General features: G+C 66.5%; 23 protein-coding genes and 1 pseudogene. 14 read left to right on the forward strand and 10 right to left on the reverse strand.

The genetic code is table 11. The features are described from left to right. Nucleotides 1-143: 143 nt before the first annotated feature. A complete protein-coding gene (locus J2X65_RS08530) occupies nucleotides 144-1,403 on the forward strand; it encodes a hypothetical protein (RefSeq protein WP_310200261.1) in 1,260 nt (419 codons plus the stop codon). Here J2X65_RS08530 and J2X65_RS08535 read toward each other — a convergent pair. After that, nucleotides 1,400-1,603 (reverse strand): annotated as a pseudogene (locus J2X65_RS08535) (DUF3363 domain-containing protein); the annotation flags it as partial. The gene J2X65_RS08530 and the pseudogene J2X65_RS08535 overlap by 4 nt on opposite strands. Before the next feature lie 74 nt (nucleotides 1,604-1,677). Further along, complete coding sequence (nikR, locus tag J2X65_RS08540) at nucleotides 1,678-2,151, reverse strand: nickel-responsive transcriptional regulator NikR (protein WP_310200263.1); 474 nt, start codon at nucleotides 2,149-2,151, stop codon at nucleotides 1,678-1,680. A 181-nt stretch (nucleotides 2,152-2,332) separates the two neighbouring features. On the opposite strand from nikR, the gene J2X65_RS08545 reads away from it, so the two are divergent. From J2X65_RS08545 to J2X65_RS08565, 5 genes are read left to right on the forward strand one after another with little or no spacing between them, the layout of a single operon-like run. After that, nucleotides 2,333-3,067 carry a DUF4198 domain-containing protein gene (locus J2X65_RS08545; protein ID WP_310200724.1) on the forward strand — a complete coding sequence of 245 codons (735 nt, stop codon included), beginning with the start codon at nucleotides 2,333-2,335 and terminating at the stop codon, nucleotides 3,065-3,067. Between the two features lie 9 nt (nucleotides 3,068-3,076). Next, nucleotides 3,077-3,691 carry a cobalt transporter CbiM gene (gene cbiM / locus J2X65_RS08550; protein WP_213352832.1) on the forward strand — a complete coding sequence of 205 codons (615 nt, stop codon included), beginning with the start codon at nucleotides 3,077-3,079 and terminating at the stop codon, nucleotides 3,689-3,691. Next, entirely contained in the window at nucleotides 3,688-4,248 is a 561-nt protein-coding gene (locus J2X65_RS08555; RefSeq protein WP_310200267.1) for a cobalamin biosynthesis protein CbiL, read from the forward strand. Before cbiM ends, J2X65_RS08555 begins: the two co-directional genes overlap by 4 nt. Next, nucleotides 4,245-4,958 carry a cobalt ECF transporter T component CbiQ gene (cbiQ, locus tag J2X65_RS08560; protein WP_310200725.1) on the forward strand — a complete coding sequence of 238 codons (714 nt, stop codon included), beginning with the start codon at nucleotides 4,245-4,247 and terminating at the stop codon, nucleotides 4,956-4,958. The genes J2X65_RS08555 and cbiQ overlap by 4 nt, the downstream gene beginning before the upstream one ends. Beyond that, on the forward strand, nucleotides 4,955-5,668 hold the full coding sequence (locus J2X65_RS08565) for an ABC transporter ATP-binding protein (protein WP_310200269.1): 714 nt from the start codon (nucleotides 4,955-4,957) through the stop codon (nucleotides 5,666-5,668). Before cbiQ ends, J2X65_RS08565 begins: the two co-directional genes overlap by 4 nt. A 110-nt stretch (nucleotides 5,669-5,778) precedes the next feature. On the opposite strand, the gene J2X65_RS08570 is transcribed toward J2X65_RS08565, so the two are convergent. The 6 genes from J2X65_RS08570 to J2X65_RS08595 all read right to left on the reverse strand — a co-directional run bounded on the left by J2X65_RS08570 (nucleotide 5,779) and on the right by J2X65_RS08595 (nucleotide 11,501). Next, on the reverse strand, nucleotides 5,779-7,860 hold the full coding sequence (locus tag J2X65_RS08570; RefSeq protein ID WP_310200270.1) for a TRAP transporter permease: 2,082 nt from the start codon (nucleotides 7,858-7,860) through the stop codon (nucleotides 5,779-5,781). A 19-nt stretch (nucleotides 7,861-7,879) separates the two neighbouring features. After that, on the reverse strand, nucleotides 7,880-8,860 hold the full coding sequence (locus J2X65_RS08575; RefSeq protein WP_310200271.1) for a TAXI family TRAP transporter solute-binding subunit: 981 nt from the start codon (nucleotides 8,858-8,860) through the stop codon (nucleotides 7,880-7,882). Between the two features lie 217 nt (nucleotides 8,861-9,077). Beyond that, nucleotides 9,078-9,548: a DoxX family protein gene (locus J2X65_RS08580; RefSeq protein WP_310200273.1), complete on the reverse strand. Its 471-nt coding sequence runs from the start codon at nucleotides 9,546-9,548 to the stop codon at nucleotides 9,078-9,080. Then, nucleotides 9,545-10,297, reverse strand: coding sequence for a DNA-binding domain-containing protein (locus J2X65_RS08585; protein WP_310200274.1), 753 nt, complete (start codon nucleotides 10,295-10,297; stop codon nucleotides 9,545-9,547). Before J2X65_RS08585 ends, J2X65_RS08580 begins: the two co-directional genes overlap by 4 nt. Nucleotides 10,298-10,299: 2 nt before the next feature. Beyond that, the gene (locus tag J2X65_RS08590) at nucleotides 10,300-11,154 is read right to left on the reverse strand and encodes a DUF692 family multinuclear iron-containing protein (protein ID WP_404977684.1); all 855 of its coding nucleotides are present in this window, start codon (nucleotides 11,152-11,154) and stop codon (nucleotides 10,300-10,302) included. A gap of 62 nt (nucleotides 11,155-11,216) precedes the next feature. Next, the gene (locus J2X65_RS08595) at nucleotides 11,217-11,501 is read right to left on the reverse strand and encodes a DUF2282 domain-containing protein (RefSeq protein ID WP_310200276.1); all 285 of its coding nucleotides are present in this window, start codon (nucleotides 11,499-11,501) and stop codon (nucleotides 11,217-11,219) included. 194 nt (nucleotides 11,502-11,695) lie between these two features. Here J2X65_RS08595 and J2X65_RS08600 point away from each other — a divergent pair, with 194 nt between their 5' ends. The 5 genes from J2X65_RS08600 (at nucleotide 11,696) to J2X65_RS08620 (ending at nucleotide 14,263) form a co-directional block, all read left to right on the forward strand. Then, nucleotides 11,696-12,244 carry a sigma-70 family RNA polymerase sigma factor gene (locus J2X65_RS08600; RefSeq protein ID WP_310200277.1) on the forward strand — a complete coding sequence of 183 codons (549 nt, stop codon included), beginning with the start codon at nucleotides 11,696-11,698 and terminating at the stop codon, nucleotides 12,242-12,244. Nucleotides 12,245-12,257: 13 nt separating this feature from the next. Beyond that, entirely contained in the window at nucleotides 12,258-12,893 is a 636-nt protein-coding gene (locus J2X65_RS08605; RefSeq protein ID WP_310200278.1) for a DUF1109 domain-containing protein, read from the forward strand. A 148-nt stretch (nucleotides 12,894-13,041) separates the two neighbouring features. Then, a complete protein-coding gene (locus J2X65_RS08610; RefSeq protein WP_310200726.1) occupies nucleotides 13,042-13,542 on the forward strand; it encodes a DUF892 family protein in 501 nt (166 codons plus the stop codon). A 100-nt stretch (nucleotides 13,543-13,642) separates the two neighbouring features. Further along, a complete protein-coding gene (locus J2X65_RS08615) occupies nucleotides 13,643-13,906 on the forward strand; it encodes a hypothetical protein (protein WP_310200279.1) in 264 nt (87 codons plus the stop codon). Nucleotides 13,907-14,071: 165 nt separating this feature from the next. Then, entirely contained in the window at nucleotides 14,072-14,263 is a 192-nt protein-coding gene (locus tag J2X65_RS08620) for a hypothetical protein (protein ID WP_310200280.1), read from the forward strand. Between the two features lie 169 nt (nucleotides 14,264-14,432). On the opposite strand, the gene J2X65_RS08625 is transcribed toward J2X65_RS08620, so the two are convergent. Further along, entirely contained in the window at nucleotides 14,433-14,651 is a 219-nt protein-coding gene (locus J2X65_RS08625; protein WP_310200282.1) for a hypothetical protein, read from the reverse strand. 150 nt (nucleotides 14,652-14,801) lie between these two features. Here J2X65_RS08625 and J2X65_RS08630 point away from each other — a divergent pair, with 150 nt between their 5' ends. Further along, nucleotides 14,802-15,026, forward strand: coding sequence for a DUF6894 family protein (locus tag J2X65_RS08630; protein ID WP_310200284.1), 225 nt, complete (start codon nucleotides 14,802-14,804; stop codon nucleotides 15,024-15,026). Nucleotides 15,027-15,050: 24 nt separating this feature from the next. On the opposite strand, the gene J2X65_RS08635 is transcribed toward J2X65_RS08630, so the two are convergent. After that, the gene (locus J2X65_RS08635; RefSeq protein ID WP_310200286.1) at nucleotides 15,051-15,230 is read right to left on the reverse strand and encodes a hypothetical protein; all 180 of its coding nucleotides are present in this window, start codon (nucleotides 15,228-15,230) and stop codon (nucleotides 15,051-15,053) included. Nucleotides 15,231-15,338: 108 nt separating this feature from the next. On the opposite strand from J2X65_RS08635, the gene J2X65_RS08640 reads away from it, so the two are divergent. Together J2X65_RS08640 and J2X65_RS08645 are read left to right on the forward strand one after the other, a co-directional pair. Beyond that, complete coding sequence (locus J2X65_RS08640; RefSeq protein WP_310200288.1) at nucleotides 15,339-15,620, forward strand: DUF1488 family protein; 282 nt, start codon at nucleotides 15,339-15,341, stop codon at nucleotides 15,618-15,620. Nucleotides 15,621-15,897: 277 nt separating this feature from the next. Next, a complete protein-coding gene (locus J2X65_RS08645; RefSeq protein ID WP_310200289.1) occupies nucleotides 15,898-16,212 on the forward strand; it encodes a hypothetical protein in 315 nt (104 codons plus the stop codon). The last annotated feature ends 7 nt before the right edge of the window (nucleotides 16,213-16,219 follow it).

The raw sequence follows: 16,219 nt of genomic DNA on the forward strand, positions 1-16,219 counted from the left end.
GCCAGCCTTGACGCGGCTGCGACGGACCGGCCTACTGGTTCGGCGCGGAAGCCCTTTTCTTGTGAACGGCGTTGGTCGGCCGCCGGAGTGTCATCGAACGGGGATAGATGCAGGCTCCCCGTTGACGTTGCTCGCATATCCCCATGATCGCCCATGTCACCCGCCGCGAGATGTATGATCTCGTTTGGGCCGAGCCGCTTGAGGCCGTCGCTGCCAAGCTTGGTTTATCGCATTGGCGGCTCAGGGATCTCTGCGTCCAGCATCGTGTGCCGCTGCCGACAGCGGCCTATTGGCGTGACCGAGCGGCCGGCAAGAAGCCTAGGCAGACAATCTTTGCCTCTTCGGTCGATCCTGCTGTCGAACTCATCAGCCTCGATCCGACGAGCCCATCAGATCCCGTCATCGAGGAGCGCCTCGAAAGCGCGCGCAAGGCAGCGATCGCACCGCGCCGGCTGATGAAGCCACGAGAGCCGAGCACACGGACGATCGAGTGGAGCCGGATCGACAAACCCCACACGGCCGTATCGCTGACCGCCCATACGCTGCGCCGCGCCAAGCCGGATCATGACGGCATCATCGCGATTAGCGGGGAAGGCCTGCTGTCTATGCGACTGGGAGCCGGTTCGGTCGAGAGGGCGATCTTCATTCTCGACAGCATCGCGCGCGGGATGGAGGCGCGGGAAATTTCCTGCACCCTCGCGGGCAAGCACGTCGAAGTGCGCCGGGGCGTCGACAAGGTGCCCTTCATCCTGGCGGAGACGATAAAGCGCCGAAAGCACGATCCGACGGTCGATGAGTTGAAGGCGGAGGAACGCTATCGGCGCTCGGCTCGCTACCGTGATTGGGATTTCACCTACGAACGCCAATATCCCGAGTTCGATTATATCCCGACCGGTGAGCTGACGATCTCCATTGAAGCCTGGAGCATGGACCTGCGCCGACGCAACTGGCGGGACAACAGCCGTGCGACCCTGGAGGCCCAACTCGACTCTATCATCGAGGAACTCCATGGCTGGATCGATTACCGGCGTGATGACCGCCTCAAAGATGAGCGCAACGCACGCCTCCGCCGCCGCGCGGAGGAAAACCGGACGCGTACAGAGGCGCGCACGAAGCGCGAGGAGGAACGCGACGAACTGCTCGACGAGATCGTCGAGATGGGCCGCAAGGCCGAACAACTGCGCTCCTGGATCGCGTGGGCGGCGAATATCGAGGATGCCGAGACGCGGCGCATGCTGAGTTGGGCGCGCCAGCGCCTTAGCGAACTGGAGCGTGCGCTCGATCCCGCCTCGTTTGGCGATTGGCTGCGCGAGCGCAAGCTGTTCCCAGAGACCGATCCCTTCGCGCCGCTGCCGGCCGATCCAGATCTGGAGATGCCGCCACCGCCGGGCAGCGAGGTCTAAAGCCCCAGCCCGCGCTTCCGTCCAAGGCTCCACTCGACGCCGCCGTCGCGGGAGACACCGGAGATGTGCCGGCCGATCTGCCTCTCCAGCACGGGCTGCCAAGGCACGAGCTGGAAGCCAAGACCGTCGTTGATCATGGCGAAGCGCCCGCTGGCGAGATTGATGGAGCCGGTGAGCCGGCCGGACACATACTCGCCGGGTTGGCTCGGGGCGTAGGCGCGTTCGTATCTCGCGCCGGCTCCCGCTGTCGCCTGCGTATGAAGGATGGCCCGGCTCAGAATCCGCTCAGAACCTTCAGATGGCTGTGCTCATGGGTCGAGCCTTGCGGATGCGCATGCGACGAGCGCTCCTCGGCCACCGGAACGAGGCTGAGGGCGCCGTGCAGGATGCCACGCTCGGCGAACAGCGCCTCGGCATAGGCCGAGACCTCGCCGACATGTCCGCGCATCAGCATCACGTCGATGGAGGTGGTGTGGTCGAGCGGGGCCGAAAGCACGGCGACCGTCTCGTCATGCCGGTCGAGGCGCCCCCGTGGGACACGGGCCGCGAGGTTGCGGACGGACTGGTCGATTACGCAGCTGACGACGCCGACGCAATGCGCGTCGGCTGGAGCCTCGCGGCGGGCGGACAGGCCACGGCGTACCAGATCGCGGATCGCCTCCGAACGATTGGCCGCACCGGTGCTCTCCATATAGGCGTCGAGCGCCGCGGCGAGATCGTCGTCGATGGCGATGGTGGTCCGATGCATGCGCGGCCGCTCCTATCCTCGCCGCAGGATAGGCCGACATCGGACGCCGTACAACGAAACCCGGGGCCGCTGGCTTGCCCGCCTTGGCGGCATGTGGGTATGATCTATTATACAGAATTTCATACAGAGAGGCGCCGTGAAGGATCTTCTTGCCATATTCGGCCGGTGCGCCGCGTGCCTGATGCTCGGTTCCGCGCCGGCGCTCGCCCATTTCCAGGAGATCATTCCTTCCGCCGACGTCGTTCCCGAAGGCGGCAAGGTGACGATCGACATGACGTTCACGCACCCCTTCGAGGGTGGTCCGGTGATGGAGATGAAGCGGCCGGTGCGGGTGGGCGTGCTCTCGGCCGGCCGGCAGACCGATCTTTCGGCCGCGCTTGCCGAGAAGCCCGCTGGCGGATCCGCCGGCTGGACCCTCACGCATGATGTAAACGAACCGGGCGCCGCGATCTTCTATGTCGAGCCGCAATCCTATTTCGAGCCCGCCGAAAACAAGCTGATCATTCACTACGCCAAGGTGCTCGTCGACGGATTCGCCTCCGGCGAAGGGTGGGACGAGCTGGTAGGGCTGCCGGTCGAGATCCGTCCGCTCACCCGGCCGACCGGGCTGTGGACCGGAAACCTCTTCTCCGGCGTCGTCCTGAAGCAGGGCAAGCCGGTGCCCTTCGCCGAGGTCGAAGTCGAGTTCGTCAATGACGGCACGGTGAAAGCCCCGAACGATGCCTTCATCACGCAGGTGATCAAGGCCGATGCGAACGGGACGTTTTCCTATGCCATGCCGCGTGGCGGCTGGTGGGGCTTCGCCGCGCTGGTCGAAGGCGATGAGCCGGGCAAGTCACCGGACGGCAAGGATGTCCCGATCGAGGAGGGCGGCCTCATCTGGGTGAAGGCGACCGACATGCCCACCGCGCGCTGAGCGACCCGCATGGCCCACATTCCCGACGGCATCCTGTCCGTGCCGGTACTGATCTCTGGCGCCGCCATCGCCGCCGCGGGAGTCGGGCTGGGTCTGCGCCGCCTGGACGATCGCCTCATTCCACGGGCCGGCCTCCTCGCCGCGGCGGTTTTCGTCGCCTCGCTGGTCTCCATTCCCGTGGGGCCGTCCAGCGTGCATGTGCTGATGAGCGGGCTGATGGGCATCATGCTCGGCGTCGCCGCCTTTCCGGCGGTGCTGGTCGTGCTGCTGCTGCAGGCGCTGTTGTTCGGCTTCGGCGGGTTGACGACCCTCGGCGTCAACACCGTCAACATCGCCCTGCCGGGGGTGCTGTCCGCCCTGCTGCTCGGACCGGCGCTACGCAAGGCCGGTCACGCCACGACCCGCGCAGCCCTGGCCGGCCTCGTCGGCGTGCTTTCCGTCGCCGGGACCGGCCTGCTCGTGGCGCTGTCGCTTGCCCTCTCCTCCTCGGATTACACGCCCGTCGCCACCGTGCTGGTCGCGACCTATGTGCCGCTGATGATCGGGGAGGGGTTCGTCACCGCGACGATCGTGGCGTTCCTCGCCCGCGTGCAACCGGACGCGTTGCGACCGGTGGCGCCATGAGGCGGCTGTCCGTCGCGCTGCTGATCGCACTCGCGGCCGTGTCGCCGGCGGCGGCACACAAGCTGAAGGTGTTCGCCACCGTCGAGGGCGCCTCCGTCCGCGGCTATGCCTTCTTCATCGGCGGCGGGCGGCCGGACGGCAGCCCATGGGTGGCGAAGAATCCCGCCGGCACCGTCCTCGCCTCCGGCCGGACGGATGCCGAAGGCCGCTTCGCCTTCGATCTTCCACCCGCCGTGGAGACGGATGTGACCGTCACGGTCGACACGCAGGAGGCGCACATTGCGTCCGCGACGCTGTCGGCGGAGCGTTTCACGACCGGGGCGGCCGCTGCGCCGCCTGCGGCAGCCGCGCCGGCCGGCACCCCGCTCGTCCCGGCGGGCGACGACGCCCGGCTGGCGGCGCTGGTCTCCGTCGCCGTGCAGAGAGAGATCGAGCCGCTGATGGAGCGCATGGAGGTCATGGATTCCCGCTTGCGCTACACGGATGCGATGTCCGGCGTGTTTCTGATCATCGGGCTCGCCGGCATCGGCCTCTGGGCGCGGCGGGGGCGTCGCTGACCGCGCCCGGCGATCCCCGGCTGCGCCTCGTGGCGGCGGTCGTCGCCGTCGCGGCCATTTCGCTGTTGCAGACACTGCCGGTCGCCGCCGCCGCCCTCGTCGTCGCGGCTCTCGTCGCGCTGCTCAATCGACCCGATCCGCGGCTTTGGCGCCGGTTGCTGCATGTCGAGGGCTTCCTGCTGCTCCTGTTCGCGACCCTGCCCTTTACCGTGGCGGGCCCGAGCATCGCCACCATCGGACCGCTGAGCGTGAGCGGCACCGGCCTCTGGCGCGCCGGACTCATCGCGCTCAAAGTATCGGCTTCGGTGCTGGTACTGCTGGTGCTTCTCGGCGACCTCGAGCCGGAACGGCTCGGTGCGGCGCTGCGTGCCCTGGGCGTGCCGGAGCGGCTCTGCCGCCTGTTCGTGACGACAGCCCGCTACGCCACCCTCCTTCGCGAAGAGGCGCGCCGCCTGGGCGAGGCGATGCGCGCGCGCGGCTTCCATCCCCGCTCCAACCGGCACACCTGGAACAGCTACGGCAATCTGCTCGGGATGATCCTCGTGCGGGCGCTCGAACGCGCCTCCCGTGTCGAGGAGGCCATGCTTTGCCGCGGCTATGCCGGGCATTATCCCTATTCGTCGCTTGCCTCGCCGCGACAACGCGACTGGGTCGCCTTCGCGCTGGTTTCGGGCGCGGCTCTCCTGGCTTTGGTGATCGACCGGTTATGAACACGCTCATCGATCTCATCGACCTCACCGTCACCCGCGCCGGAAAGACCGTGCTGACCGGCGTCGATCTCACGCTGTCGCATGGCGAGCGCCTCGCCCTGATCGGACCGAACGGCGCCGGCAAAACAACCCTGCTGCGCAGCATCATCGGGTTGGAGCCCATCGGTGCCGGCCGCATCCGCCTGTTCGGCGAGGCGTGCACGACCGAGCGCGACTTCCGCAAGATTCGTCCACGCATCGGCTTTCTGTTCCAGGACAGCGACGACCAGTTGTTCTGCCCGACCGTGCTCGAGGATGTCGCCTTCGGTCCGCTCAATCTCGGTTGCAGCGAGGAAGAGGCCCGCGGCCAGGCGATGTCCGCGCTCGAACGCCTCGGAATCGCCCCGCTCGCCGAACGGATCAATCATCGTCTTTCGGGAGGTGAGAAGCGCCTGGTCTGCCTGGCGGGGCTGCTCGCCATGAAGCCGGACGTGCTGATGCTCGACGAGCCCACCAATGGCGTCGATGCCGAGAACGGGCAGCGGCTGCGGCAAGCGCTCCACGAATATGAGGGCGCGCTGCTCCTCGTCTCGCATGACGACGCGTTCGTCGCGCAGCTGGCGACACGCGCAATGTTGGTGCGATATGGACGCCTGGTGGCGGCAGAAATCCATGAACACGCGTATGTGCATCGCCACCGCCACGTCCATCCCGAGCGAGACGAGCCATAACAAGGCGAACGGCCGGAGGCCCTGTCGGGCCGCGAGCGACCAACAAGAGAATGATCCGTTCGCGATACCATGACGGCTGCTGCCCGGAGCGGGCAGCCCCGACCTCTGCTTTAGGCCGGTTCGCGCGCGGTCAGCGGTTCGGAGCTTCTCCGCCACTGCACGAGCAGGACGGGCGCGATCATCACCAGCCCGAGGAGCGACGAATAGAGCTCGGGTGCGACCAGGAGCATCGCCGCGACCGCCAGCACCAGCCGCTCCCATGCTCTCAAGGTGGTCAGCATCCAGCCGGCGATGCTCGCACCGAGGCAGGTGATGCCGATCGCGCAGCCGGCAAAGGCAAGGAAGAAGTCCGGCCAGTTGAAGCCCTTGGTGACGAGGAGCAGCGAGGGCGAGAACACGAAGACGAACGGCACCAGCACCTTGCCCAATCCGAGCCGGAACGCGGTATTCCCCGTGCGGAACGGATCCGCATTCGCCATGCCTGCCGCCGCATAGGCGGCGAGCGCAACGGGCGGCGTGATGTCCGCCAGGACGCCGTAATAGAACACGAAGAAATGCGCGACGATCGGCTCGACGCCGAGCAGGCCGAGCGCCGGCGCGGCAATGGTCGCCATGATGATGTAATTGGCCGTCGTCGGGATGCCGCAGCCCATCAGGATGCAGACCGCGCCGGTCATGATCAGCGTGAACAGCAGCGTCAAACCCTGCGGCGAGGCGAGATAGGCGGGCAGCACGGTGGAGGCCCAGCTCGCCATGGCCGAGGCCGTCGACGTGACGATGAACGACACCTTGAAGCCAACGCCGGTGAGCGTGACCACGCCGACCACGATGCCGACGGTGGCCGCCGCCGCGCCGACCGCCAGCGCATATTTCGCGCCGTCGCGCAGCCCCTCGGCGATGTCGGTGAGGCTCATCCGGTTGCGCGGATTGAGCAGGCCCACCGCGATGCACAGCGTGATGCCCCAGAAGGCGGCGAGATAGGGCGTGTAGCCCATGAGCAGGATGGCGATCAGCACCACCAGCGGGATGGCGGTCGGCCAGTCGCGCTTCAGCGCCGCCTTCACGTCGGGCATCTCTTCGGGCTTGAGGCCGCGCAGGCCGTTGCGCTTGGCCTCGAAATGCACCTGGATGAACACGCCGAAAAAATGCATGAAGGCCGGCACGATCGCCGCGAGTATGATCGTGGTGTAGGGCAGGTTCAGGAATTCGATCATCAGGAACGCCGCCGCGCCCATGATCGGGGGAGTGATCTGCCCGCCGGTCGAGGCCGTCGCCTCCACCGCCGCTGCGAAATGGCGCTTGTAGCCGAGGCGGATCATCGCCGGGATGGTCAGCGAGCCGACGGTCACCGTGTTGGCGACCGAGGAGCCGGAAATCATCCCGAACAGCGCCGATCCGAAGATCGAGACCTTCGCCGGCCCGCCGGCATAGCGCCCGGCGATCCAGGCGGCGCAGTCGAGAAACAGCTGGCCGAGGCCGATGCGCGTGGCGAACACACCGAACAGCACGAAGTGGAAGACGTAGGTCGCGACAACGCCGAGCGCGACGCCATAGATGCCCTGCGTGGTGAGATAGAGGTGATCGACGAGCTGGGAGAAGCTGGCGCCGGGGTGCACCAATATCCCCGGCATGTACGGCCCCCAGATCGCGTAGCCCATGAACAGCAGCGCGATGATCGGCAGCGGCACGCCGAGCGAGCGGCGCGTCGCCTCCAAGAGCGCGAGAATGAGCAGACCGCCGAGTACGACGTCCAGCGTCGTGGGATTGCCGACCCGGAAGGCCAGATCGTCGAGCGGGATCAGCGGGATGTGCATCACCGCGACCACGGCGACGGTCGCCAGGATCCAGTCCGGCAGGCCGATGCCGAGCGGACGCAGCCAACTGGCGCGCGCCGGCTGCGTATAGCCGCGCCGCGTCACCGGGAAGACGAGAAAGACGAGGCCGAGCACGAAGGACAGATGGATGCCCCGGTGCATGGTCTCCTGCAGCAGGCCGAAGCCGGCCGTGTAGTAATGGAACAGCGACAGGACGACGAGCAGCCCGCCAACGAGATAGCCCGCTCCCGGCGCCAGCGGCCGGAAGCGGATTTCGGGATCGAACTTTTCTTCCAGCTCACGGACTTTCGCCTCGTCGAGTTCGTCGAGCCGAAAATCCCCGCCCGCCGGAGCGGCGCGCTCGTTCTTGTCCACCATTACTGCCCCGCGCCGAGGATCACTTGAGAACGCCGGCTTCCTTGTAGAATTTCTCGGCACCGGGATGCAGCGGAATGCCAAGGCCGTTGGTGGCGTTCTGCAGGGTGATCATCTTGCCCTTGGCATGGCCGGCATCGAGCGCGGCGCGGGAATCGGCGTTCCACAACGTCTTGACGATGTTGTAGATCAGCTCGTCCGGCTGCTTGGCGCTGGTGAGCCACTGGGCGTTGACCGAGATGGTATCGGTCGCACCGACGCCCTTATAGGCGTCGGCCGGCACCTTGTCCTTGGCGAAGAACTTGTACGCGCCGAGCAGCTTTTCGACCTCCGGCCCGGCGATCGGCACGAGTTCGATACCCGAGGAGGAGGCAAGTTCCGAGATCGCGCCGGTGGGATAGCCGCCGACGAAGAAGAAGGCGTCGAGCGCGCCGTCGCGCAGACGGTCGCCGGCCGGGCCGGGCTTGAGATATTCCGGCTTGATGTCCTTCTCGGTCAGCCCATAGGCGGCGAGCACGATGCGGGCATCGACCAGCGTACCGGAGCCGGGCTCGTCCAGCGCTACGCGCTTGCCCTTGAGATCCTTGACCGACTTGATGCCGGCAGATTTGGAGGCGACGAGATGAATGGTCTCGGGATAGAGCGTCGCGATGATGCGCAGATCCTCGACCTTCGGCTTGCCCTCGTAGAGACCGGTGCCGGTATAGGCCCAGCTCGCCACATCGGATTGGGAGAAGCCGGATTCGGCCGCTCCCGACTGGATGGCGTTGACGTTGGCGACCGATCCGTTCGAGGCGATGGCCGTGGCCACGAGGCCGGGCACGCCCTTGCCGCCATTGCCGGAGATCGCGTTGGCGATCAGGCCGCCCACCGGATAATAGGTGCCCGCCGTGCCGCCGGTGCCGATGCGGAAGAAGGTCGGCGTCTGGGCGACCGCAAGCCCGGTCATGAGCGCGACGCCCGCAAGAGCGGCCACCAGTTTCGATGTGCCGAAAGACTTCATGGTCTTCTCCTCACTGCCAAAGCGGGGGCAGCATGGGCGAAGCCTTCCGGGTTGTCGATGCGTAAGCGCCTGCGCTTTTGTCGAATAGGATGGGCCGGACGTGGCGGCGAGGACGTGGCGGCCAAGGAATGGGCGGCCAGGACGTGGCGGCCGAGGAATCGGCAGCGAAATCCCATCCCTTTCCTTCAGCGCGTGGCGCGTCGGCCGACCTGCGCCATTACGAACGCAAGTGCCGCGCGATCGCAGCATCGAGCGAGAAGGCGCCGGGACCCCGCACCATCAGCAGCAGGAAACATGTTGCCCACACGCCATGGGTCGGCCAGGCATCGGGATAGACGAAGATCTCGATCACGGCCGTCATCGTGAATAATGCAAGAGCCGAGAGCCGGGTGGCGAGCCCAACCACCAGCAGCGCCGGAAAGAAGTGTTCGGCGAAAGCGGCAAGGTGCGCCGCGATCCATGGATCGACGAAGGGCAGCCGGTACTCCTCCTGAAACAACAAGACCGCGCCCTCCGTGACCTTCCAGCCATCGACCTTGGTCTGGCCGGACTGCCAGAACACCGCGGCGGGGAAGATTCGGGCGCAGAGCAGCACGAGGGAGAGTGGAACGGCGTCGAGCCGCTTGCGCAGGTGCAGCAGGGTGGAGGACAGGCTCGCCGCCGAAGCGGGGAGATTGATGGCGGTCATGACATATCTCCAGCGGAGGTCTGGATGCGGGTCGCAAGCCTTTCGCCGATGAGGGTGGCGAGCGCGGCGGGCAGGTCGAATTCCGGCGTCTCTGCCGCCCTGGCCGCTACGGCGCCGAGCGGCTCGCCGGCATCGATAGCCTCAAGGAAGAGCGCGGTCCCGACGGTGATCGGACGAACAATGGCGTCGAGTTCGGGGCGATCGACCAGCACCGCCTGCGGCTGCCAGTCGTCGATGGCGGCGGCAGGCTGCCAACCGCTCGTCATGGCGAGAATGGTCCAGACGGGATGCGCCGACCGTATCACCGCGACCGCCGGGTGCATCTCGACGCACACCCTGTCTATGTCGGGTGGCGCCGCAGTGAACGCATCGGCGCCGATCCGCGGCAGGTCCGGCGCATGATAGGCGCGGCTGCGCGCGATCTCGATGCGGGCGATGTCGGCGAGGTAAGGCAGCTCCGCCGCCGGCGCGAAGCCGGCGATGAAGTCGGGCAGATCATCCCCGAACCTCATGAGCAAGGGCGAGGCCGGTGGCCGGGCCAGCGTGAACTCCCGCGCCATCGCCCGGAAATATTCCTCGCCGGTGAGCGCCAGCAGCGCGGGAAACCGCGCCTCCAGCGCCCGGATCAGGCCGACCGCGACATTGTTGCGATAGACCGAGAAGCGGCGCGCAACCGGGCCGGCAAGCCCGGGCGGCGCGCGGCGATCCGGCGCCGTCAGTGCCTGCGCGAAAGGGGTAAGGCCGTCCATGGTCAAGCCGCCGCGCTGCGGGAATGGCGTTGCAGTAGGGCGCAGGCGCGGGCGGCTTCGGCACGGAGTACCGGCCAGACGGGCACGTCATTGTCCCACTCGATCAGGCTGGGCAGCGGGCCGGTGCGGGCGATCACCTCGTCGAACAGCGTCCAGACCGGATCGGCCACCGGGCTGCCATGAGCGTCGATGAGCAGCGGCGCGCCGGTCTCGTCGGCGTCCTCGTCATGGCCGCCGAGATGGATTTCGCCGACCGCCTCGAAAGGAAAATCCGCGAGATAGGCGCGGGCATCGGTGCCGTGGTTCACCGCCGAGACGAAGACGTTGTTGATGTCGAGCAGGAGGCCGCAGCCGGTACGCGCCACCAGGGCGGCAAGGAAATCCAACTCGCCGATCGTGCTTTCCTCGAAGCGCACATAGGTCGAAGGGTTTTCCAGCAGCATGCGGCGGCCGAGCACATCCTGCACCTCGGCGACGTGGTCCGCGACCCGCGACAGGGTCGCCGGCGTATAGGGCAGCGGCAGAAGATCGTTGAAGAACGCCCCGCCATGGGAGGACCAGGCGAGATGTTCGGAAAAACTCTCGGGTCGGTAGCGCTCGATGAGCGCCTTCAGCCGCGCCAGATGTGCCCTGTCGAGCGCGGCCTCGCCGCCGATCGACAGCCCGACGCCATGGATGGAAAGCGCAGAACGCTCGCGCAGCGCGGCGAGCTGTGCATGCGGCCGGCCGCCGGCGCCCATATAGTTCTCGGCATGTATTTCGAGGAAGGCGATGGGGGCGGAGGGATCGGCAAGGATGGCGTCGAAATGCTCGGGTTTAAAGCCGACACCTGCGCCGATCGGCAGTTTCGTCGTCATGAGAGCCTCCTGCATAGGGTGCGGAGGGCGCCTAAAGCACCCTCCGGTTCGCGGGATCGTCGTCACATGGCCTTCAGATGACCCATGCCCTTCGGGGTCTTGATGGTCTCGCAGGTGCCCTTGGCGACATATTTCCAGGCCTTGGCGTCGTAGTTCACCTTCGAGGTGCCGGCGCAGGTGGTCCCGGCACCGGCGGCGCAGTCATTCTGACCGGCGAGCGACACGCCGTAGCACTTGTCCATGTTCGGCTGCGGGGCGGCCGGAGCGGCGGCGGCGCTGGCCACCATGCCGAGTGCGGCAGCGAGCGAGCCCGCGAGGGTGGCGGCGAATTTCGTCTTGGTGGTCATGGAGACATCCTCCGTGAGAGTGGCCTTGGCACCGAGGACCAGACCGCCGGTGCCTTCCTCTCTTTCGGACGCATTCGCCATTGCGTTACATTGGCGGGCGAAGAAATATGCCGCGGCAAAAATTTCCTCCGCTCCGCTGCGCGGGCTGTAACGATCGGCTGGTAGCCGGCGAACTTACCTTCGGGAACGTGTTGATGGATGATCGCGAGCGGCGCTGGATGCAGCTCATGCAGGCGGCGCTTGACGGCGATCGGTCGTCCTATGAGCGGCTGCTGCGCGAGATCGCGCCGACGCTACGTTCCGCAGTCGAGCGGCGGCTCAGGCAGATGGGCGCGCCGACGGGCGAGGGCGAGGATGTGGTGCAGGAAACCCTGCTGGCGGTGCATCTGAAGCGACATACCTGGCGGCCGGGCGATCCGCTCGGCCCGTGGTTGCGCACCATTGCGCGCAACAAGCTGATCGACCATCTGCGTCGGCGCGGGCGTCGGACCGAAGTGCCGGTGGAAGATTTCGCCGAGCTGCTGGCGGCGCCCGACGAACGCCCGGGCACCGAGGCGGAAGATGTGGAGCGTCATCTGGCGCTGCTGCCGGACAAGCAGCGCTCGGTGATACGGTCGATCGCGGTGGAGGGTGCCTCTGTCGGTGAGACCGCCGAGCGCATGAAGATGACACAGGGCGCCGTCAGGGTGACGCTGCACCGCGCCTTCGCCAGCCTCTCGGCGCGGCTGAAATCCGGCGAATGAAGGACAGGATGACGTGAAGACGGACGACCTCATACGCGGCCTTGCCTCCGATACCCGGCGCGAACGGAGCCTGGAGAGCGGCCTTGGTCTCGCGCTCGGCGTCGGGCTGGCCGGCGGAGCGGCGCTGTTCGTTCTGATCCTCGCGCCGCGTGCGGGCATGCCCTGGCTGCTGGCGGAACCGCGCGTGCTCCTGAAATTCGCGGTGACATTGTCGCTCGCCGCCGCATCGGTCTGGCTGGCGCTGCGTCTGGTGCGTCCGGGCGCCGATGCGCGGATTCTGGCTTGGTCGCTGCTCATCCCCGCGGGTGCGCTGGCCGGCGGGGTGGCTGCCGAACTCATGGTCACGCCGGCGCGGAGCTGGATGCCCGGCCTCATCGGCCACAACGCCGCCTATTGCCTCGTGCTGGTGACGCTGATGGCCGCACCCGTGCTGGCGGCGGCGCTTCTCGGCCTGAAACGCGGCGCGCCGGAACATCCCGCGCTGGCGGGGGCGGCCGCCGGGGCGCTGGCGGGCAGCCTCGGCGCGGCGCTCTATGCGTTGCACTGTGTCGATGATTCGCCGCTCTTCGTGCTCGCTTGGTACGGACTGGCCATCGGCTTCGTCACGGCGGCCGGCGCATTGATCGGCCGGCGCATGCTGTCATGGTAGCGGGAGGCGATCTCCCGATCTGTCGGATCGTCCCGGTCACGCGATCTGCGGCATGTCGGCGTGCGGTGCTAACCCCCGCGATTTAGCGAGCGTGGGAACGAACGGCTCGGCTCTCTGTTCTCCGGATGCGGACGTTACACAGGAGAGCATCATGGCCGAGAAAACCCTCGACAACCTATTTCACGACACCCTGAAAGACATCTACTACGCCGAGCGCAAGATTCTGAAGGCGCTGCCGAAGATGGCACGTGGCGCCCAGTCTCCTGAACTGAAAGCGGCGTTCGAGTTGCATCGCGATGAGACGGAAGGGCAGATCGAGCGGCTGCAGCAGGTGTTCGAACTCATTGGAAAGCGGCCCCAGGGCAAGACCTGCCCGGCCATCGACGGCATCCTCGAAGAAGGCGAAGAAATTCTCGAGGAATTCAAGGGCGAGCCGGCTCTGGATGCGGGCCTTGCCGCCGCCGCCCAGGCCGTGGAGCACTACGAGATCAGCCGGTACGGCACCCTGAAGCGCTGGGCACAGAACCTCGGGCTGAAGGACGCCGTGGCGCTGCTCGATGCGACGCTGCAGGAAGAGACGAAGACCGACAAGTCCTTGTCGGGCCTCGCCGACAAGGTTGCCAACGTCAAAGCGAAGAAGGCTGCCTGAGCGGGATCCGGCATCGCCCGAACACGCTTCGGCGCGGGGCGTCGCAGGTCACCAGCCGCGACGCCCCTCCCCTACCGACCAGCAAGCAGGGAGTACCTTGATGTCGAGCATCAATAACGACCTTCCTTCATCCGCTGATCCTTTGGTCGCGAAACATCAGCCCGATGCCTATCGCGGGGCCATAGACGGTGCCGTGAAAGCGGTGGAGGAGGCGGCTTCCTTTATCAAGGATCGGACCGAGCGGGCCTTGCAGAGCAGCAACGACGCCGTGTCCTCCCGCCTATCCCCGGTTCAGGGCCTTCTGCTGGGCGGTGTCGCGGGCTTCGTGCTGGGCGTCTGGTGGGGAGCGCAACACCAGGACTGACGCGGCTGCCGATCGGCGTGCCGTTGCGCGCTTGATGATCCGCTCTTGGCGCGATGAGCGACGTGTTCAAGTAATCTCAGGCCGCCGCGTCACACGAAAGAGTAGTTCGAAATATAATTTTCGGCTGATTCGCTACAGGAGGCATCCGTGAGGCTATTTCCTTTGATGACGCTCGCAGCCATGAGCGGCGCACTACTGTATATGCATCGCCAGTCCAAACTGAGCTATGCCGGCTCAGCCGCCGGCGCCCCACGCGATGCTGGGCCGGAAAACATGACAAACCCTCCGCGCGCCTGGGACAAGGTCGATCAGGCCGCGGACGAATCGTTTCCGGCCAGCGACCCGCCGTCCTATTGAAGAGCGGCCCAGTCTTCATCGCGGTCCGGTGCCGAGGTCGCGCACCGTTGTTGTCGGTGACACGCGCGGGGTTGCAGGCAGGTTTGGCCTCGGCGAGCTAGGCGTCGGCAACGGTCGGGACGGTTCGAGGCGCGGTGGTGGCCGCCGCCGAGGGAGCGGGCGTTCGTGCCTAGCCTCTTTTGCGGAGCGCGCGGTAATCGGCGTCGAGTTTGGCGATCTCCTCCGCGGTGAAGGGCCACTCGCCCTGCAGCACGACCCCGCCGCGGATCTCGTTGGCGATCACCGGCCAAAAACGGTCCACCAGCGCAGCTGCCTCCTCCCTCGGATAACCCATTGCGGCCACGTCAATGGCGCAGAGCCGGCGCGCATTGATCTCAAGGTTCCGCATCGCTCCCCACTCCCTCTCGTCACGACGACCTGTCACCGCCTCGCTCATCCTCACGCGGCGGTGAGGTTCTGGCCTGCCTATTAGCGCAAGCCGGAAACCGGTTGAAGTCGGCTGCGTTAGAGGCGTGATCCCCCTTAGCGAGGACCTTGCGTGGCGCATTATCAGTTCAAATGGTCGGATCAGACCGAGCCCCTGTGGGTCGATCTCGTGGACGGCGAGGATGTTTGGTCGGAGGTCGTGACCTCGTTGGGCGAGGCGCTCCGGGACATCGACGGCAACTTCCCGCCCCGCGGCCGGCTCACACTTGAGGTTTCTGACGCGGCGGGAAGCCTGGTCGCGTCGATCACCGTCACGGCGGAGCGGTACGCGAGGTGACCTACCCGACGCGGCCGGAAGCCGCTATGGCGCCTTTGACCTCCGGCGGATGGTTTTGTCTGGAAGCGGGGGTGCAACAGCATCGCGCTCGAGCCGCGCCTTTTTCAGGCGGGCGATCTTGGCATCGCGCGCATCCCCTTCGGCATCGATCATGTTCCACGCAACCTGGTAGGCTTCTTCCCGTCGATCATCGGCTTTGGTCACAGCGAACTCCCTTTCCATTCCAGGATGTAGGGCGCTGCCAGCGCCGGAAAAGGGAGATGAACTTCTGGCGCGCTCCGGGGTTGCCCTCTGGCAACAGGAGGAGATCCCATGATCTTGGAGCATTCCGCCAAGCCGGCCGAAGACCTGGAAGACGTGCAGAAAATCCGCTTCTTCTTCCGCGGCGACACCGACATCGTCTCGTGTCTCGTCAGTTGGGACGCATTGGATCGTCTGGAAGGGGGCAAAGCTGCCGACAGGTCGGAGCGCCTTGAACGATTCGAGAAGCACCGGTCGGCAATAGACGTTGCCGCCAGGCGAAAATATCGGGAATCCGGCGGGGAGGTCACGCTCGAAGCAGACGAGGTGCTCAAGGCCGCGAAAGGCGGGTAATCCGCCCGTTTCGCCGCAGCCGGTGTGGAATCGCAGCCCCGCTTCGTGCCGGTTCTTGGCTGAATGCCCCTCTGCTGCGGTAGCAGCGCCAGCAATAGCTAGCATCCCGGCCATGTGACCCATGTACCGGCAGATCGGTCTCATGGCGCGCGACGCCGCTTGCTGGCCCGGCCGGTGCCCAGCACAGCGGCCCGTGTTCGGCAGCCCCGCATTGCCCGGCTCCGGGCCTGCGGCATGATGAGGAGGCGGATCATCCGATCCCTTCCCCGGGGCGCCCATGCAACAGCTGCTGACTGCCTTCTTCGCCCTCGACCCGTTCGTCGCGCTTGCCGTCTTCGTCGCCACGGCGGCGACAGATGCCTGCTACGTGGCGTTCACATCGGCCGTAGTGGCGCGCAAGCGGCTCTCCGCCGCCAACTGGTCGAGCGTCTGGTACATGCTCTCGTCCTTCGCGGTGATCAGCTATACCGAGAACTGGGTTTACGTGATCTTCGCGGCCGTGGGCTCCTGGGTCGGCGCCTTCCTGTCGCTCACCCTGCTGCATCGGCCGGCGAAGATGCCCGCGCCCATCGGCTCGTCGCCACCTGAGTAGCCCGGCC

The sequence above is a fragment of the Ancylobacter sp. 3268 genome, from assembly GCF_031456575.1.
In the GTDB taxonomy this organism is placed as follows: domain Bacteria; phylum Pseudomonadota; class Alphaproteobacteria; order Rhizobiales; family Xanthobacteraceae; genus Ancylobacter.

What these genes read in the sequence shown, in the direction of transcription:
- J2X65_RS08555 (WP_310200267.1), top strand. Translation starts at nt 3,688, where the DNA reads ATGAGGCGGCTGTCCGTCGCGCTGCTGATCGCACTCGCGGCCGTGTCG.
- J2X65_RS08640 (WP_310200288.1), top strand. Translation starts at nt 15,339, where the DNA reads ATGATCTTGGAGCATTCCGCCAAGCCGGCCGAAGACCTGGAAGACGTG.
- J2X65_RS08585 (WP_310200274.1), bottom strand. Translation starts at nt 10,297, where the DNA reads ATGGACGGCCTTACCCCTTTCGCGCAGGCACTGACGGCGCCGGATCGC.
- J2X65_RS08545 (WP_310200724.1), top strand. Translation starts at nt 2,333, where the DNA reads ATGCTCGGTTCCGCGCCGGCGCTCGCCCATTTCCAGGAGATCATTCCT.
- J2X65_RS08595 (WP_310200276.1), bottom strand. Translation starts at nt 11,501, where the DNA reads ATGACCACCAAGACGAAATTCGCCGCCACCCTCGCGGGCTCGCTCGCT.
- J2X65_RS08625 (WP_310200282.1), bottom strand. Translation starts at nt 14,651, where the DNA reads ATGCGGAACCTTGAGATCAATGCGCGCCGGCTCTGCGCCATTGACGTG.
- J2X65_RS08645 (WP_310200289.1), top strand. Translation starts at nt 15,898, where the DNA reads ATGCAACAGCTGCTGACTGCCTTCTTCGCCCTCGACCCGTTCGTCGCG.
- J2X65_RS08615 (WP_310200279.1), top strand. Translation starts at nt 13,643, where the DNA reads ATGTCGAGCATCAATAACGACCTTCCTTCATCCGCTGATCCTTTGGTC.
- J2X65_RS08600 (WP_310200277.1), top strand. Translation starts at nt 11,696, where the DNA reads ATGGATGATCGCGAGCGGCGCTGGATGCAGCTCATGCAGGCGGCGCTT.
- J2X65_RS08565 (WP_310200269.1), top strand. Translation starts at nt 4,955, where the DNA reads ATGAACACGCTCATCGATCTCATCGACCTCACCGTCACCCGCGCCGGA.
- cbiM (WP_213352832.1), top strand. Translation starts at nt 3,077, where the DNA reads ATGGCCCACATTCCCGACGGCATCCTGTCCGTGCCGGTACTGATCTCT.
- J2X65_RS08580 (WP_310200273.1), bottom strand. Translation starts at nt 9,548, where the DNA reads ATGACCGCCATCAATCTCCCCGCTTCGGCGGCGAGCCTGTCCTCCACC.
- J2X65_RS08530 (WP_310200261.1), top strand. Translation starts at nt 144, where the DNA reads ATGATCGCCCATGTCACCCGCCGCGAGATGTATGATCTCGTTTGGGCC.
- J2X65_RS08620 (WP_310200280.1), top strand. Translation starts at nt 14,072, where the DNA reads ATGACGCTCGCAGCCATGAGCGGCGCACTACTGTATATGCATCGCCAG.
- J2X65_RS08570 (WP_310200270.1), bottom strand. Translation starts at nt 7,860, where the DNA reads ATGGTGGACAAGAACGAGCGCGCCGCTCCGGCGGGCGGGGATTTTCGG.
- J2X65_RS08575 (WP_310200271.1), bottom strand. Translation starts at nt 8,860, where the DNA reads ATGAAGTCTTTCGGCACATCGAAACTGGTGGCCGCTCTTGCGGGCGTC.
- nikR (WP_310200263.1), bottom strand. Translation starts at nt 2,151, where the DNA reads ATGCATCGGACCACCATCGCCATCGACGACGATCTCGCCGCGGCGCTC.
- J2X65_RS08590 (WP_404977684.1), bottom strand. Translation starts at nt 11,154, where the DNA reads ATGACGACGAAACTGCCGATCGGCGCAGGTGTCGGCTTTAAACCCGAG.